The sequence below is a fragment of the Paraburkholderia bannensis NBRC 103871 genome, assembly GCF_000685015.1.
Classification (GTDB): Bacteria; Pseudomonadota; Gammaproteobacteria; order Burkholderiales; family Burkholderiaceae; genus Paraburkholderia; species Paraburkholderia bannensis.
In genome coordinates, this window is the sequence record NZ_BAYA01000034.1 from 16,114 (window position 1) to 31,895 (window position 15,782).

15 protein-coding genes are annotated in these 15,782 nt (G+C 63.4%); 4 read left to right on the forward strand and 11 right to left on the reverse strand.

What is annotated here, in order from left to right:
- Positions 1-452 precede the first annotated feature (452 nt).
- The 3 genes from BBA01S_RS33070 (at position 453) to BBA01S_RS33080 (ending at position 3,386) form a co-directional block, all read left to right on the forward strand.
- On the forward strand, positions 453-1,745 hold the full coding sequence (locus tag BBA01S_RS33070; protein ID WP_027820176.1) for an MFS transporter: 1,293 nt from the start codon (positions 453-455) through the stop codon (positions 1,743-1,745).
- Between the two features lie 33 nt (positions 1,746-1,778).
- Complete coding sequence (locus tag BBA01S_RS33075; protein WP_027820177.1) at positions 1,779-2,990, forward strand: M20 aminoacylase family protein; 1,212 nt, start codon at positions 1,779-1,781, stop codon at positions 2,988-2,990.
- Positions 2,991-3,137: 147 nt separating this feature from the next.
- The gene (locus BBA01S_RS33080; RefSeq protein ID WP_027820178.1) at positions 3,138-3,386 is read left to right on the forward strand and encodes a hypothetical protein; all 249 of its coding nucleotides are present in this window, start codon (positions 3,138-3,140) and stop codon (positions 3,384-3,386) included.
- Positions 3,387-3,403: 17 nt separating this feature from the next.
- On the opposite strand, the gene BBA01S_RS33085 is transcribed toward BBA01S_RS33080, so the two are convergent.
- From BBA01S_RS33085 to BBA01S_RS33115, 7 genes are all read right to left on the reverse strand, one after another.
- Positions 3,404-3,700, reverse strand: coding sequence for a hypothetical protein (locus BBA01S_RS33085; protein ID WP_027820179.1), 297 nt, complete (start codon positions 3,698-3,700; stop codon positions 3,404-3,406).
- Between the two features lie 136 nt (positions 3,701-3,836).
- Positions 3,837-5,006 carry an osmoprotectant ABC transporter ATP-binding protein OsmV gene (locus tag BBA01S_RS33090; RefSeq protein ID WP_027820180.1) on the reverse strand — a complete coding sequence of 390 codons (1,170 nt, stop codon included), beginning with the start codon at positions 5,004-5,006 and terminating at the stop codon, positions 3,837-3,839.
- Positions 5,003-5,656, reverse strand: a complete 654-nt coding sequence (locus BBA01S_RS33095) for an ABC transporter permease (RefSeq protein WP_027820181.1) — start codon at positions 5,654-5,656, stop codon at positions 5,003-5,005. Before BBA01S_RS33095 ends, BBA01S_RS33090 begins: the two co-directional genes overlap by 4 nt.
- Positions 5,657-5,666: 10 nt before the next feature.
- A complete protein-coding gene (locus tag BBA01S_RS33100; protein ID WP_027820182.1) occupies positions 5,667-6,578 on the reverse strand; it encodes a glycine betaine ABC transporter substrate-binding protein in 912 nt (303 codons plus the stop codon).
- Positions 6,575-7,291, reverse strand: coding sequence for an ABC transporter permease (locus tag BBA01S_RS33105; protein ID WP_027820183.1), 717 nt, complete (start codon positions 7,289-7,291; stop codon positions 6,575-6,577). Before BBA01S_RS33105 ends, BBA01S_RS33100 begins: the two co-directional genes overlap by 4 nt.
- Before the next feature lie 674 nt (positions 7,292-7,965).
- Positions 7,966-9,294, reverse strand: coding sequence for an NAD(P)/FAD-dependent oxidoreductase (locus tag BBA01S_RS33110; RefSeq protein WP_027820184.1), 1,329 nt, complete (start codon positions 9,292-9,294; stop codon positions 7,966-7,968).
- A 104-nt stretch (positions 9,295-9,398) separates the two neighbouring features.
- On the reverse strand, positions 9,399-10,721 hold the full coding sequence (locus BBA01S_RS33115; RefSeq protein ID WP_027820185.1) for an MFS transporter: 1,323 nt from the start codon (positions 10,719-10,721) through the stop codon (positions 9,399-9,401).
- Positions 10,722-11,033: 312 nt separating this feature from the next.
- On the opposite strand from BBA01S_RS33115, the gene BBA01S_RS33120 reads away from it, so the two are divergent.
- The gene (locus BBA01S_RS33120) at positions 11,034-12,044 is read left to right on the forward strand and encodes an aldo/keto reductase (RefSeq protein WP_027820186.1); all 1,011 of its coding nucleotides are present in this window, start codon (positions 11,034-11,036) and stop codon (positions 12,042-12,044) included.
- Positions 12,045-12,084: 40 nt separating this feature from the next.
- Here BBA01S_RS33120 and BBA01S_RS33125 read toward each other — a convergent pair whose 3' ends face one another.
- From BBA01S_RS33125 to BBA01S_RS33140, 4 genes are all read right to left on the reverse strand, one after another.
- On the reverse strand, positions 12,085-12,984 hold the full coding sequence (locus BBA01S_RS33125; RefSeq protein ID WP_027820187.1) for a LysR family transcriptional regulator: 900 nt from the start codon (positions 12,982-12,984) through the stop codon (positions 12,085-12,087).
- A 60-nt stretch (positions 12,985-13,044) separates the two neighbouring features.
- A complete protein-coding gene (locus tag BBA01S_RS33130) occupies positions 13,045-14,064 on the reverse strand; it encodes a hypothetical protein (RefSeq protein ID WP_027820188.1) in 1,020 nt (339 codons plus the stop codon).
- A 100-nt stretch (positions 14,065-14,164) separates the two neighbouring features.
- Positions 14,165-14,851, reverse strand: a complete 687-nt coding sequence (locus BBA01S_RS33135) for an HD domain-containing protein (protein ID WP_027820189.1) — start codon at positions 14,849-14,851, stop codon at positions 14,165-14,167.
- Positions 14,852-14,912: 61 nt separating this feature from the next.
- Entirely contained in the window at positions 14,913-15,767 is an 855-nt protein-coding gene (locus tag BBA01S_RS33140; protein ID WP_027820190.1) for an SDR family NAD(P)-dependent oxidoreductase, read from the reverse strand.
- Between the last annotated feature and the right edge of the window lie 15 nt (positions 15,768-15,782).

Genomic DNA, 15,782 nt, shown 5'->3' on the forward strand with positions numbered 1-15,782 from the left:
ATTCCCCGATTTAATGTTTTAAAGGTGATTCGATGCGCCTTTAAATCGCGGTTGAGCCGTCGAGTCTTCGGCTGGTTGTGCGTTTGCGCCGTCGCGCCAGCGATAGCGACGAACAGCGACGCTGGATGGAAGAAAAACATCTATTGACGTGCAAGGTCATGTATGCGAAGCGGCGGCCCAAAAGCGCAGGAGGCCGCCGGACTGGCGCGCCGCCATGCCATAGCTGGCGCGGCTTCCAGCGTTTCGCCAGCGGCGCGGCCCGCTCCTCGACAGCCGCTTCTCGTCGCCCCAGATATCCCCCGGTTCGCACACCGATTCCATCCAGTTATCACGATAAATATTTGTCACTTCTTTCAAAAAGCGACATGGCCTGAATATCGTTTGGCGCCAGGTCTTTTGCGCACCCCGCCTCGCACGAACGCGACGTTCAACCTTGCCCGCGGAGATCCGCCATGAATGACGTTACGCTCGGCCCTGCCGCCGCCGCGATCCCTGCGCCGGCGCGCCAGAGCCAGTTTCGCCTGATCGCCGCGTGCTCGATCGGCAATGCGCTCGAAATGTACGACTTCACCGTCTACAGTTTCTTCGCGCTTCTGATCGGCAGACTCTTCTTTCCCTCCGATAACCCGTATGGCTCGCTGCTGCTAGCAGTGGCCACCTTCGGCATCGGCTTTGTGATGCGTCCGCTGGGCGGCGTCGTGATCGGCAGCTACGCCGACCGGCGTGGCCGCAAGGCCGCGATGACACTGACCATCGCGCTGATGGTGGTCGGCACGCTATGCATCGCGCTTGCGCCCACTTACGCACAAGCCGGCGTGGCCGGGTCGCTCGTGCTGCTGGCGGGCCGCCTTTTGCAGGGTTTTTCGCTGGGTGGCGAGATTGGCGCGTCCACGTCCATGCTGATGGAGTCCGGGCCGGTCGCGAAGCGCGGATTCCGCGTGAGCTGGCAACTCGGCAGTCAAGGGATTTCCGCGCTGCTCGGCGCGCTCACGGGCGCCACGCTCTATGCGACGCTCACGCCCGCCGCGCTGGAAAGCTGGGGCTGGCGCCTGCCGTTTATCGGCGGCCTGCTGATCGCCCCGGTGGGCCTCTATATCCGCTCGAAACTCGACGAAACGCATGAAGCCGAACCCGACGCGCCCAGCCCGCTCGGCACGCTGATGCGCGAGCATGGCGGCAAGGTGGTCAAGGGCATTCTTGCGGTGACGGCGGGCACCGTCGGCATGTACTTGGTCGTGTTCTTCATGCCGACCTACATGATCCGCGTCCTCAAGATGCCGCCTTCGCTCTCGTTGCTCTCGGGATGCGCGACGGGCGTCACCATGCTGATCGCCTCGCTCGTCTCCGGGCGCCTGGCCGATCGTCTCACGCACCGCAAGCCGCTCGTGATGGGCGCGCTCGCGTTCAACCTGCTGGCCGTGGTGCCTGCATTCTGGCTCATGACGCGCTTTCCCAGCGTGCCGCTCGTGCTGCTGCTTTCGGTGATTCTCACGGCTGCGTCCAACCTGGGCTCCACGCCCATGCTGCTCGTGCTGATGGAGATGCTGCCGACCTCGGTGCGCGCAAGCGGGCTGTCCGTGATCTATAGCGTCGGCGTGACGGTATTCGGCGGCAGCTCGCAGTTCATCGTCACATGGCTGATCGCGAAAACCGGCAATCCGCTCGCACCGGCGTTTTACATGCTGGCGTGCGGCGTCGTGACCTTGCTCGCCGTGTGGAGCATCCGCGAACGCCGTGTCAGCTAAAACCATCGAGACATACAAGGAGGAGCACCCCACATGAAGCGCGAACCTACGCTCACCCCGTTCCAGTTGCTGCCTACGCTGCTGCCTGAAATCCAGATCGACGCCGAGGAATTCGTCGGCATACGGCGTCAGATTCATTCGCAGCCCGAATTAGGTTTCGAGGTGGGCGCTACCGCAAAGCTCGTCGCGATGCTGCTGGAAAAATGGGGTTACGAGGTGCATACGGGCGTCGGCCGCAGCGGCGTGGTGGGACAGTTGAAAGTAGGCGACGGCACGAAGCGCCTGGGCATACGCGCGGACATGGATGCGCTGCCCATCGTCGAGAACACCGGCCTGCCGTATGCGAGCCAGAACGCCGGAAAGATGCACGCGTGCGGCCACGACGGCCACACCGCGATCCTGCTGGCGGCGGCGAAGCGTCTCGCGCAGCAGCGCGACTTCAATGGCACGCTCAACCTGATCTTCCAGCCCGACGAGGAAAATCTGTGCGGCGCGAAAGCGATGATCGACGATGGCCTGTTCGAGCGCTTCCCGTGCGACGCCGTGTACGGACTGCACAACATGCCCGGTGTGCCTGCTGGAACGTTCCGCGTGCTGGAGGGATCGGTCAGCCTTTCGTCGGACGTGGCGGACGTGACGCTCAAGGGCGTGGGTGGTCACGGCGCAATGCCGCATCGGGTGAAGGATCCCATCGTTGCGGCGGCGGCCATCGTCACCGCATTGCAGACGGTCGTGGCGCGCACCGTCGCGCCCGACGATACGGCGGTCGTTTCGGTCGGCTTCATTCGCGGCGGGGCCACGCATAACGTGATTCCGGAAACGGTCACGCTGGGCCTGAATATTCGCGCGGCGCGTCCGGAAACGCGCGAGCTCGTGGAGCAGCGCGTGTGCGAGATCGTCACAGCGACGGCGCAGGCGCACGGCGTCGAGGCCCAGATCGACTATCGCCAGCTCACGCCGCCGATGGTGAACACGCCGCAGGAAACGTTGCTGGCGCAACAGGTTTGCACGGAACTGGTGGGTGCGGAGAACGTCGTTGTGCAAGCGCCGAAGGGCTTGAACGGCAGCGAAGACTTCGCGTGGATGCTCAAGGAAGTGCCAGGCTGCTATCTGCTACTAGGTAATGGCGAAGGCGAATTCGGTGGCTGCATGGTGCACAACCCCGGTTACGATTTTAATGACCAGGTGCTGCCGCTTGGCGCGGCCGCGTGGGTGAGGCTCGCGCAACGATTCCTTGTGGCGTAAAGACAAAGGCTACAGACGGCCAACAGCTTGCTTTCAGTAATAAGCGGTATTACTCGGGACACGCCGATGCACGGCGCTTAAGCTTCTCTTCAGCGAGGCTTCGCTAACATCGGCGTGCCGTTCCCGCGTAATGGAGTCAACCCCGCCATGAAGCCGCCGATCTTCGCCCAGCTACACGCGGATCTTGCCGTTATTGCCGTCACGGCGATGGTGATTCAGGCAGCAGTATTTGTTTCGATCGAATGGTTGCGTGTGCCACAGCATGATTTCGCGACTCCGGGTTTTCGCTATGGCGTGATCGCCGTCGTGGCGCTGATGGTGCTGGTCGCGCGGCGCTTCGAGCGGCACGCTCACACTGACACGATCGACGCAATGGAGTCGCGCTCGCGCTGGTGAGCCTTATGTCGCGACCCTTACGTCGCGTCCTGCAACACACTTTCGTCGCTTTCGATTTGCCTGTCGACAAGGCGGCGACCCTCGCTAAATCCCCCCATCAACGCTTCAGCTTCGGACGCGAAAGCACGTTCCGTCGTGCGAACGACGCGCAGCGGGCCGAGCATCGGCGTGGCGTTCGATTCGTCAGGATAAATCGTCAGGATAGCGATGTAATCGGGCGTGGCGGCGGGATTGTCCTGCGTGGGGTAGGCGGGGCATTGGGCTTCGACGCTGACGTCGATCGCGTGGCCGCGATGCTGGTAGAGGCGTTTCATGACTGAGGCTCGTGGCGCCGCGGGTTGCGGCCGGTTGGCAAGCCTCGATTATGCGCGGATGCAACTTAGGAAACGCTTAAGAAATCACGGCGGCGCCTGAAGGCAGGCGCCGCCGTGTCCGGTTGCCTATTTCGCGTCAAACCGTTGCGTGTGCAAGCTTGATCGCGGCACCCGGCGGCTGGCCGCTCTGCTGGCGCGAGCGGCCCGAACTCAGGTAGGCGGCAATCGAGTCCTGCGTGATCTCGCCCACGTAGGCGCCGTCGGCATCGAGCACGGGCATCCACGACGCGCTGAACTGGTACATCTTCGAGAGCACCACGCGCAGGTTATCGTCAGCGGAAACGCTGGCCGGGAAGGGCGTCACGCGCTCGCCGCACACGCCGTCGCCCGCACGCGCCGCACGCCGCGTCACGAAGCCGAGCGCATGACCCGCCTCGTCGAGGACAGTCAGGTAGCGATTGTCCGTTTCATCCATCACCGCAAACGCATGCGTGAGCGGCGTCTCCTTGCGCGCCGTCTCCGGCTGGGTGGCGGCATCGCCGGCCTTCACGAGCAGCAAGCGCTTGAGCGTGCTGTCCTGGCCCACGAACTGCGCGACGAATTCATCGCGTGGGCGCGCGAGCAGCGTGTCGGGATGGTCGAACTGCACGAGCTGGCCGCGCCGGAATACAGCGATGCGATCGCCAAGCTTGATCGCTTCGTCGATATCGTGGCTCACCATGATGACGGTCTTCTTCAACTGGCGCTGCATCTGGAAGAACTCGTTCTGGATGGTCTCGCGATTGATCGGGTCGACCGCGCCGAACGGCTCGTCCATCAGCAACACCGGCGGATCGGCGGCAAGCGCGCGAATCACGCCAATACGCTGTTGCTGGCCGCCCGACAGCTCACGCGGATAGCGCTTCAGGTATTGCTTCGGGTCGAGCGCGACCATCGACATCAGCTCTTTGGCGCGTTCCGCGCAGCGCTTCTTGTCCCAGCCCAGCAGACGCGGAACGACCGTGATGTTTTCCTCGATCGTCATGTTCGGGAACAGTCCGATCTGCTGGATCACATAGCCGATATGGCGGCGCAGGTCGACTTCATTGAGGCCGGTGGTGTCCTCGTTATTGATCAGCACACGGCCAGAAGTCGGCTCGATGAGCCGGTTGATCATCTTCAGCGTGGTGGTCTTGCCGCAGCCAGAAGGGCCGAGAAACACGCAGATTTCCCCTTCCTGAACCGAAAGGCTCACTGCATCGACCGCCTTCACGGGCTGGCCGTCCTTCTGTGTGAAGGTCTTGGTCAGTTGGTCGAGTTCGATCATGTCTTCTGTACTCCTTTCGGTGTCAATGCGCGCTGAAGCATCTGCAACAGCAGGTCAGCTACGATGGCGACGATACTCACGAGCACCGCGCCGACCAGCAGCTTCATCATGCTGCTCTGGCCGATTGCGCGCAGGATCAGCGTGCCGAGCCCGCCCGCGCCGATCACGGCGGCGATCGTCATCACGCCAATATTCATCACCACGGCGGTGCGTACGCCCGCGAGAATCACGGGCACTGCGAGCGGCAGGTCGACGAGGCGCAAACGCTGCCAGGACGTCATGCCGATGCCCGTGCCCGCTTCCTTGATGCCCGCATCCACGTTGTGCAGCGCGAGGTACGTGTTGCGCATGATGGGCAGCAGCGAATAGAGAAACACGGCGGTAATCGCAGGCACCGCGCCGATCCCCTGGCCGAAGCGCGAAAAGAACGGAATCATCAGTCCGAACAGCGCGATGGACGGCAGCGTGAGCACGACGGTCGCGATGCCGAGCAGCGGCCCCGCGAGCCACTCGTTGCGGTTGATGAGCACGCCGAGCGGCACGCCCACGATGATCGCGCAGCCCACGGCAATGCCGACAAGGTAAATATGCTGCAACGTAAGCTGCAACAGGTCGGGCCAGCTTGAAGCGAGATAGTCGAATACGCTCATACGGTCTCCTTCAAGGCAGGGGATGCGCGCGCAGGAAATCCTGCGCGACTTCGCGCGGCGGCTTTCCGTCCAGATCCACGGCCTTGTTCATGTCCTGCATCACCTCGTTGTTGAGCGCGGCGGACAGCGCGTTGAGCTGCGCGGCCAGCTTGGGGTTCTGGTCGAGCGCACTCTTGCGCACGACCGGCACCGCGTTGTACGGCGGGAAGAAATGCTTGTCGTCGTCGAGCGGCACGATGCCGAAGCCCTTCACGCGCCCGTCAGTGGTGTAGACGAGGCCGATCTTCAACTGGTTGTTATGCAGCGCCGTATAGACGAGGCCGGGATCCATCTGCTTCATCTGCGAGCGCTTGAAGTGCATGCCGTAGGTCTCCAGCAGGGGCTTGAGGCCATCGGGACGATTGGCGAATTCGGCATCCATGCCGAACACCATGTGCTTCGCTTCAGGGTTCGTCTTCAGGTAGTCCGCGAGCTGCGAAACCGTCTTGATGCCCGACTGTTCGGCGAACTGGCTGGGCAGCCCCAGCGCATAGGTGTCGTTGAGCGACGAAGCGTTGAGCCAGACGAGACCGCGTGGCGCATCGAGCGCCTTCACGCGCTGGTACATCTCCTCGGGGCCGAGCTTGTCGGTGATCTTGTCGTAGACCAGTGCGGCCGTGCCCGTGTAGTCCCACACGAGATCGAACTGGCCGTTCTCCAGCGCGCTGCGCATGAGCGTGCTGCCCAGGCCCGAACGCACTTCCACGTCGTAGCCGCGCGAGCGCAGATATTGCGCCGTGACTTCGGCCAGCACGTATTGCTCAGTGAAGTTCTTCGCACCCAGCACGATTTTGGCGGCGAAGGCACTGCTGCTGGCAGCGGCACAGAATACGCCGATGGCGCACACACTGGCGAAGCGTCGAATCGTACTGCTAAAGATCATGCGACGCCTCCATGACGAAGGAGCCATTGACGACTGCCGGTCGCGACGATGCCGTCGAGCAGGAGCGCGAGAATCGCCGTGAATGCGGCGCCCAGCAACAGCAGCGGTTCGTTGTCGAGATAGATGCCCGGAAAGATCAGCGAGCCGAGGCTGTCCGCGCCAATCAGGTAGGCCAGCGGCGCCGTGCCCACATTGATCGCCAGCGCGGTGCGGATGCCGCCCACGATGATCGGCAGGGCATGGGGCAGCTCGACGCGCGTGAGCGACTGCCAGCCCGTCATGCCAATGCCCTTGGCGGCCTCGCGCAGCGACGCGGGCACGTTCTTCACGCCTTCGTAGCTATTGCGCGTGATCGGCAGCAGCGAAGCAAGGAATAGCGCAACGATTGCCGGAATATTGCCGATGCCGAAAATACCCAGCGCAATCGCCAGGACGGCGAGCGAGGGAATCGTATTGCCTATGTTGAAAATCTGCATGAAGCGTTCGGCCCGGCGCTGAAAGCGCGGCCGGCTGAGCAGCACGCCGGCAGGCACGCCGACGAGGATGGCCAGCACCATCGAATAGCCGACCAGCAGCATGTGCTGACCCGCGTAATACGCGAGATCGCCCGCATGGCTGTTGAAAGTATCGGCGCCAATGCCGCGGGCTAGCGCCCAGGCGATGACGGCAATAGCGATCAGGCTGCCCACTACCTGGACAGTACGTCGATTCATGAAGATACGCCTCCTCAAACTCGGTGCGGCGCGCAAAACCAAAAGACGACGCGCCGCGAAGACGCCAGATGGCGCCGCGAAAGGAAGTTCGTGATCCCGGCAAGGCCGCGATTGAACTGACGGAAACAGTCCTTGCCAGCCGCAAAAGGGCGCAGCCGGCAGTCGAGTGAACGCGTTAGGGCGTTCGTCTGGTTGTCATGTTCAGCCCGGCGTAGCGAAAAGCGTGCCCGGGCAAGGCGTCGTCCTGATAAAAGACGACATGAATGCGGTGGAAACCGGTACTGAACCGGATCTCAAGGCCGCAGGAGCCGGAGGCTCCCTGGAGGTGGCGAAACGGAGGCGCGCAAAGTGACGGGCAATGAAGCGCGAACTTGCATTCCGTTCCGCACAAGATCGTGCGTTTTGTAATGAAGTTGAACCGAGTATAGAGCAATCAATAAAGCGCGTCTACCATAGGGATCGAACATTATGAATTGCAGTCGAGTGAAATATGCCTATAAAAGCGTCACATTACGTCAGATCCGGCAATTGATATGGATGCCGAAATAAATGGCGTGCGTATGATTTTCCGGATCGCGCACTGCATGGGTGAATTGGCTGCTACGAAAGAAAAAAGGCGGTGCGCCGAAATGTAGCACCGCCTTTCATATGAATTCAGCTATTGAAGCGACCCGTCAAATCTCGCCGCCCGGCACGATCGGCATGCCAGGCGCGAAGCGCCCGAGCGAGAACGGCGCGAGATCCACGCCCGCATCGCGGCCGATGGCGATGTCGGCGGCGGCGCGACCCGCAGCCGGGCCAATGCCAAAACCGTGACCCGAGAATCCCGTGGCCACGGTCAGGCCAGGAACCGTTGCGCACGCACCGATATATGGAATGATGTCGGGCGTGACGTCCATATAGCAGGCCCATTCCTGCACGACCTGCGCATCCTTGAAAGCAGGAAACAGCCGCGACATGCTGGCCATCGCTGCCGCCACGCCGCGTTGCGACGGTGCGGGATCCATGGTGCGGGTGCGCTCGAACGGACTGCGTTCATTTGCGTTCCAGCCTGGCCGGTCACGGAATTCACGAAACGCCGCAGCGTCGAAACGCGGACGGATCGAGCGCCAGCTCTGCTTGAGCAGCGGCGTATATTCGCGGAGAAAACGCAGGCCGTCGGGGCTGACCGGCGTGTAGCGATGGCCGCTGTAGCCGATCGTATAGCCGCCGTCCAGGCGCTTGCGATAGCCAATGTCGCCAAGCCAGCCGCAGGTAGGCGGCCCGTTCTCGACCGGCGACGTGCGCAGCACCGTGCCCAGCACTTTCAGTTGCGGCAGGCGCACGCCCTCGTGCGCGCAAAAGAGGCTTGACCACGCGCCGCCTGCAAGAATCACCGCATCGCAGCCAATACGTCCACGGCTCGTCACCACGCCCGAGACGCGGCCCGCAGAGCGTTCGAGCGCGCGTACCGAGCAATGCGCCACGATAGTCGCGCCGCGCGCCTGTGCAGCACGGGCGAGGGCGGGCGCGGCGCGTTGCGGTTCGGCGCGGCCATCGGTCGGCACGAAAAGGCCCGCGCGGAACGAACGCGAAGCGCCGGGCAGCAGCTTCGCGAGATCGGCGCCGCGCAGCATTTGCGCGCCGGTGTCGTAGCCTGCCGCATCGTCGAACCACTGCTGGAAGCCGGCCTCGTCCTGTTCGGATTCGCCGATATACAGCACGCCGCACTCGCGAAAGCCCACGTCCGCGCCCACGGTTTCGGCCATTGCGCGCCAGTGGCGCATGCTCTCGGTAATAAGCGGCATTTCGCGCATGTCGCGGCCTGCCTGGCGGCACCAGCCCCAGTTGCGGCTCGACTGCTCGCCGGCCACATGGCCCTTCTCGCAGAGCACGACGCTCACGCCTTGCGAAGCCAGATGCCACGCCGCCGATACCCCGATGATGCCCCCGCCGACGATCACGACATCCGCGCGTGCAGGCAGCGATTCCGCCGACGGCACGGCGTCCACATACGGTCCCATCCTTGGCTTTCCTTTCTTATTGCGGGCGACGCGCACGGGAGGCGCGCCGCCGTGTTTTCTACTGGAGCTGGGCAGTATAAGGTCAGGACGCCGCGAACAAGGGCTCAGCGCGCAGGCTCCGGCGCGACGGCGCGGCGCGCCATGCCCCAGTAGAACAGCGCCGCGCAGCCCGCAATGGCACCGCCGATCACGAACGCGAGCGTGTACGAGCCGGTGCGATCGACGATGAACCCCGCCGCGACAGGCGAGAATGCGCCGCCAAAATAGCCGCCAAAGTTCTGGATCGCGCTCACTGAAGCAATCATCGAACGCGGCGCGATATCGCCCGCGAGCGCCCACGCATTGCCGATGGTCGCCGCAATGCAGGCAAGGCCGAGCGTCATCAGCGTGATCGTCGCGCCGATCGTCTGCACGAAAGGCAGCGCGATCGCGCACAGTGCCGCGCCCAGCGAACAAATCACGATCAACACGCGCTTGGCGACCATCGGCGAGGCAACGCCGCGATCGACCAGCTTCGCCGCAATGAAGCCCGCGACGATCTCGCCCACCGCGCCGCCAAACCACGGAATGCTGGCGTAAAGACCCAGTTGCACGAGCGAGATATGAAAGCGGTCGATCAGGTACAGCGGCAGGAACACCAGAAAGAGGTTCCAGAGCCAGATCGCGCAGAAATAGCCGAGGATCATGCCCCACACGCTTTGCGAGGCGAACAGCGCGCGCCATTTGATAGGCGCGCTGTCGAGCGAGTGTTCATGGCCGCCGCCGCCCGCTTCGATATAGGCGAATTCTTCGCGCGACAGCCGCTGGCTTTGCGACGGATTGCGATAGAGCAGCAGAAACAGCGCCGCGAAGACGATGCCGAGCGCGCCCGTCACATGAAACAGCGAGCGCCAGCCGAACGCAATCATCAACGCCACCAGCACGGCAGGCGCGAGCGCGGGGCCCCATTTCGAGGAGGAATCCCAGATGCCGGTCGCGAAGCCGCGCTCCTTGGCGGGAAACCAGGCGGCCGTGATTTTCGCCGAGGTGGGCCAGCACGGCGCCTCGCCGACGGCCAGCAACACGCGCATGAGCACGAGCCCCGCGACCGACCCCACCACCCCCGTCAGCAAGGTCGCCACGCTCCACCAGATCATGCCGATCGCGTAGACGCGCTTGGCGCCAAAGCGGTCGATGATCCAGCCCGCGGGCAATTGCATGACCGCGTAAGTCCACGAAAAGACGGTGCCGAGCAGGCCGATCTGCGTGCGCGTGAGCCCCAGATCGTGGATCATGCCGGGTGCGGCAATCGCAAGATTCGCGCGGTCGAGATAGTTGATGATGCCGCCGATCAGCAGCCACGTGAGCACGTGCCAGCGAAAGTTCGCACGTGTCGAGTTCGATGCAGCAGAAGAAGCAGAAGCGTTCGCAACAAGCTTGTCGTCCATCTCGTCTCCTGGTTTTTTGTGTAGTCGCCCAGAGTGTGGGAAATGCGTGCTTACGGCGGTTTCATGCGCTCGCTCCATTCTGCGCCTTTGTTTGCGAGGCGAAAAGCAGGGGCGGTAAATCTCGTTGTGAGCGAGAGCGATTTCATAACGACACAACATAAATAAGCAGGATGCCGAATTAAATAACGAGCAATAATTAATGAACATTATTCATGAAAGCATGCCGATTCAGCGTCTTTATCCCGGCGTGTATCTGTTATCTAATGCGATCTGGCCGTCGTTTCGACGCGCAGCTACCCGGAGTAACAGCATATGGATTACCGCAATCTCGGCCGCAGCGGCCTGAAGGTCTCGCCGTTGTGCCTTGGCGCCATGATGTTCGGTGGCGAAACCGATGAAGCCACCGCGAAGCGCATCATCGATAAAGCCTTCGATCAAGGCGTGAATTTCGTCGATACCGCCGACGTCTATCACGCGGGCCGTTCCGAGGAAATCGTGGGCCGCGCCATCGCGGCGCATCGGGACGACTGGGTCGTGGCGACCAAGTTCGGTTACCCCGCTGGCCCCACACAAGGGCCGAACAAACAGGGGCAGTCGCGCAAGTGGATCTTCCAGAGCGTGGACGAGAGCCTCAAGCGCCTGGGCACCGACTATATCGACGTGCTGTATTTCCATCGGGCCTTGCCTGACCTGCCGCTCGAAGAAGGCGTGCGCGCCGTGGGCGACCTGATCCGCCAGGGCAAGGTGCGCTATTTCGGGCTGTCGAATTTCCGTGCCTGGCGTATTGCGGAGGTCGCGCGCATTGCCGACCAGCTGGGCATCGACCGCCCGGTGGCGAGCGAGCCGCTCTACAACATCGTCGACCGCAGCGCCGAGGTCGAGCAGTTGCCCGCTGCCGCGCATTATGGTCTGGGCGTGGTGCCGTACAGCCCGCTCGCACGCGGCGTGCTCACCGGCAAGTACACGCCCGATGCGCCGCCGCCCGCCGACAGCCGCGCGGGACGTGGCGACCGCCGCATCCAGCAAACCGAATGGCGCACGGAGTCGCTGCATATCGCGCAGCGTATCGCGGACTATGCCGCGCAGCGCGGCACGAACCCGATTGCATTTGCGCTGGCGTGGGTGCTCAACAACCGGCTCGTCAGTTCGACGATTGCGGGGCCGCGCACCGAAGCGCATTGGGACAGCTATATGCAGGCGCTCGACTTCAAGCTCAGCGCCGAAGACGAGCGCTTCATCGACAGCCTCGTGCCGCCTGGTCATGTGTCGACGCCGGGCTATACAGACCCGAACTATCCGGTCGAAGGCCGACTGGCGTTCTAGCCGTTCGTTCTAGCCATTCAAGCGCAGATTCACGCTTGAATCACGCCTTGCCGCGATAGCGCAAGGCGTCGATCACCAGCCCGAGCGCGCGCGACGATTGTCGCCGGCTCGGGTAATACGCGTGATAGCCGGGGAACACGGGCCACCAGTCCTTGAGCACGCTTTTGAGCTGGCCCGCGCGAATATAAGGCAGCGCGACGTCCTCGGGCATGAAGGCCAGGCCAAACCCGCCCAGCGCTGCATTGAGCATCTGCGGAATGGTGTTGAAAATAAGCTGGCCGTCCACGCGCACCTGCAAATCGTGGTCGTCCTTCTTCAGTTCCCACGCATACAGGCCGCCCGCGCTCGTCAGGCGCAGCGTGATGCAGTCGTGCTGGAGCAGGTCTTGCGGCGTTTTGGGCGCCTTGCGTTTTGCGAGGTAAGCCGGTGCGCCGACAATCGCCATTTTCAGGTCGGGCGCGATCCGCACGGCGATCATGTCTTTCGCGACCTGGTCGCCGGTGCGCACGCCAATGTCGAAGCGGTCGGCCACGATATCGCGCAGCCCGTAATCCACGCTGATTTCGACTTTGATGTCCGGATACGCGGGTAGAAAATCCTTGAGCCTGGGCCAGATTACGGTATCGACGGTATGGTCGGTCGCCGTAATGCGGATCGTGCCCGCAGGCTTGTCACGCAGGTCGGCGAGCGCAGCAAGCTCCGTGTCGATCTGTTCAAAGCGCGGCGCAATTGCCTGGAACAGTCGCTCGCCGGCTTCGGTCGTGGCGACGCTGCGCGTGGTGCGCGTAAGCAGGCGCAAGCCCAGGCGCGTCTCCAGCGCGCGTATCGTGTGGCTGAGCGCCGATTGCGAGACGCCCAACTGCGCTGCCGCCCGCGTGAAGCTGCGTTCGCGCGCGATGGCGAGAAAGGCCAGCAGGTCGTTGAAGTTTTCGCGCGGCATGTGAAACCCGAATACGTAGGAAGTGGCGCAAATCCTACCATCGGCATGCGGCGGAGGGCGTCAGGTCAATTCGGGCGTCAACTCAGGTGTCAACTCGGGTGTCACTGCGGATGTCGACTCGGGCGCGTTGCTGTAGCCGATCGTGCCGGTCAGTCCGGGATAGCGCCGCTGCCACGCGAACGCCACCACGCCGCATCCGCCAGCCACAATGCCGAAGCTGCCGGCGAACAGCAGCCAAGCCGGCAGCGTTTCGGCGAACCGGTAGATGAAGGCGAACATGGCAAGGCAGCAGGCGATGATGAGCGTGTATTCAATGCGGCGCGGGCTCTTCATCGGCGCGAACGTTTCCGGATTGACGCCCGCATCGACAAACACCTCGGAATCGAAACGCAGTCCGGGACGGCGCGCAAGACCGGCGAGAATCGCGGTGACGACTTCGGCGCGATTATGAAAGCGCAGGCACAGCACGTCGTTGCCCGCAAGGCCCAGACGCAGGCTCGTCTGCACGACGTCGCCGGAGGGCTTGCGCTGCCACAGCAGCAGGTTCTTGACGAGCGCCTGGCGCGTGGCGAAGTCCGTGGAGACGTCGTAGCGCTCGCGCGGATTGACGACGATATTCTGCCAGTCGACCCGCGTTTCGACGGCGGTGCGCGCGGCGCCTTGTCGTTTGCCGAAGCCATAGCGGAAGCCCGTTTCGTCGACCACGAACCAGGCGCCTGCGTGAACCAGGGCGTCGACGGCGATGGCGCCCATCCAGACGAGCACCGCATAGAGCAACAGCAGCAGCAAGCCGAGCACGGGGCCCACCGTGATGGTCTTGTCGATGGCAATGGCCCACGCGAGTCCCACGCCGAAGCCCGCGCAGAACAGCAGCATCAGGGCGCTGACCAGGCGCGTCGTCAACAGGTCAGGCACGCCTTCGACGCGCGTGAGCGGCTGCGCGCAGCGCGCGGGCAACGGGAGCATGCGCGTGGGGGCTTCGGGAACGGGCGGCGCGACGATCTGGAGGGGAACCGGCCTCGGCGTTTGCACGGCCTGCACGTGTTCCTGATGACGACGTTGTTGTCTGGCTGACGCCATGATGGATAGGTTCTTGAATTCGTGTGCGCCAAATAATGCCACCGGACGAATTCTCGAACAAGCAACGATGCGCTGCGCATCGAAAGCCGAATGCCTGGTATTACTGATGGATGCTGTATCGCGCGATCAACGCATCGAGATTCGTGCGGGCAAGCGCGTCGAGTGGCGCGAATTCATCGCTATGAAACAAAGGCGTGTGCTCGCGCAGGTGCCTGAGCGCCTGCAGACGCCCGGCGCGGAAGACTTCGGCGGGATGGTCGGGATCCTGCGCCCATTCCTGCGCAATGCCGCGATCGTAGTCCATCAGGCGTTCGAGCGGCGCGGCCAGGATCGCCAGGTCGGCGTCGAGAAAGAGCAGGGCGGCGCGCCGTTGCTCAGGATCGCGCGTGCATTCGGGCGGCAGCTTATGCGATCTGGTTGCGCGTATCCATTGCCCGGCCAACGCCAGATGCGATGCATGCGTGTGCAACCATGCGCCGGAGCAATGCGTTTGCGCGGTGCGCAGCAGCCATTCCGCGCTATGCGCTTCGTTGTCCGCGTAATCGGGCAACGTAGTGGCGTAGACCACATCGTGGCCCCAGACAGCCAGTTCGATCGCGGGCCAGAGCGCCTCGCCGCGAAACGGCGCGAGATGCGCGAACAGTTCGTCCAGATGCGCGAGCGTGTGATAGAAGCGCTGCGGCTCGCGGTAGGCGCTGTCGATCAACGGCCAGACAGCGGGCGTGCCGAAGCACGCGTCACACGATGCGCGCAACGTAGCCAGCGCGGAAGGAGCGAGAGTCGTCATGCGCGCAGCCTACCATTGAATTCATGCACCACGCACGAAGCCGCGCTCCCGCATAAAAGCGTCAGGCGACGATGGCCGGATGCGCCTGCACCGGGCCGCCCAGTTGCTCGCGATGCGAAGGCGGCTGGCGGCCGTCGATATCCGTGATGCCATATTCGCGCGCCAGTTCCGCGCCTACCAGCACGAGCCCGGATTTTTGCGCGCGTTGTGGATCGCGATAGAGCGCATCGACCAGCCGCCCCGTAAATTGCGGGCTTTCCGCAAGCTCGCTGAATCCTGTGTACTGATCGGGATGCGCGGCGATCACGCGCGCAGTGCGCTCGGTTTGCAGCATGCCCATCCAGATCGACACCGCCGCCACGCCGAATGGCCGCAAGTCGACGGCCATGTCCTTGGCGAACTTGTCCACGCCCACTTTCTGCGCGCCATAAGCCGCGCCATGCATATAGCAGCTCGCGCCAAACGATGACGTGAATGCGATCAGCCCGTCGCGTTGCGCCGCCATCATGCGCGCCGCATGCCAGCTCGCGACATAGGCCGAACGCAGGCCCACGTCGAGAATATCGGCCATTTCCAGCGGCTTTTCCCAGAACGGCGCAGGGCGGATCAAGTCGTCGTGCAGCACCGTCGCGTTGTTGACGAGCACGTCGATGCGGCCTTGCTCCGCGCGAATGCGGGCGAATACGGCTTCGACCTGGGCGTCATCCGCGTGATCGCAGGGCAGCGCGATGCCGCGCCCGCCCAGTTGGTCGATTGCGGCCGCGGTCGCGTGAATGGTGCCGGGCAGCGGCGCATCGCCTTCCTTTTGCGAGCGGCCCGTCACGTAGACGGTGGCGCCGGTCGCGCCCAGGGCGAGTGCGATGCCCTTGCCCGCGCCGCGCGAGGCGCCGGTGACGAGGGCGACATAGTTGGCCATGGTGATGTGTTCCGT

Bases quoted from the DNA above. Each gene is read 5' to 3' on its own strand.
- BBA01S_RS33120 (WP_027820186.1), top strand. From the start codon at position 11,034: ATGGATTACCGCAATCTCGGCCGCAGCGGCCTGAAGGTCTCGCCGTTG.
- BBA01S_RS33100 (WP_027820182.1), bottom strand. From the start codon at position 6,578: ATGATCTTTAGCAGTACGATTCGACGCTTCGCCAGTGTGTGCGCCATC.
- BBA01S_RS33085 (WP_027820179.1), bottom strand. From the start codon at position 3,700: ATGAAACGCCTCTACCAGCATCGCGGCCACGCGATCGACGTCAGCGTC.
- BBA01S_RS33140 (WP_027820190.1), bottom strand. From the start codon at position 15,767: ATGGCCAACTATGTCGCCCTCGTCACCGGCGCCTCGCGCGGCGCGGGC.
- BBA01S_RS33075 (WP_027820177.1), top strand. From the start codon at position 1,779: ATGAAGCGCGAACCTACGCTCACCCCGTTCCAGTTGCTGCCTACGCTG.
- BBA01S_RS33115 (WP_027820185.1), bottom strand. From the start codon at position 10,721: ATGGACGACAAGCTTGTTGCGAACGCTTCTGCTTCTTCTGCTGCATCG.
- BBA01S_RS33095 (WP_027820181.1), bottom strand. From the start codon at position 5,656: ATGAGCGTATTCGACTATCTCGCTTCAAGCTGGCCCGACCTGTTGCAG.
- BBA01S_RS33110 (WP_027820184.1), bottom strand. From the start codon at position 9,294: ATGGGACCGTATGTGGACGCCGTGCCGTCGGCGGAATCGCTGCCTGCA.
- BBA01S_RS33080 (WP_027820178.1), top strand. From the start codon at position 3,138: ATGAAGCCGCCGATCTTCGCCCAGCTACACGCGGATCTTGCCGTTATT.
- BBA01S_RS33105 (WP_027820183.1), bottom strand. From the start codon at position 7,291: ATGAATCGACGTACTGTCCAGGTAGTGGGCAGCCTGATCGCTATTGCC.
- BBA01S_RS33070 (WP_027820176.1), top strand. From the start codon at position 453: ATGAATGACGTTACGCTCGGCCCTGCCGCCGCCGCGATCCCTGCGCCG.
- BBA01S_RS33130 (WP_027820188.1), bottom strand. From the start codon at position 14,064: ATGGCGTCAGCCAGACAACAACGTCGTCATCAGGAACACGTGCAGGCC.
- BBA01S_RS33090 (WP_027820180.1), bottom strand. From the start codon at position 5,006: ATGATCGAACTCGACCAACTGACCAAGACCTTCACACAGAAGGACGGC.
- BBA01S_RS33125 (WP_027820187.1), bottom strand. From the start codon at position 12,984: ATGCCGCGCGAAAACTTCAACGACCTGCTGGCCTTTCTCGCCATCGCG.
- BBA01S_RS33135 (WP_027820189.1), bottom strand. From the start codon at position 14,851: ATGACGACTCTCGCTCCTTCCGCGCTGGCTACGTTGCGCGCATCGTGT.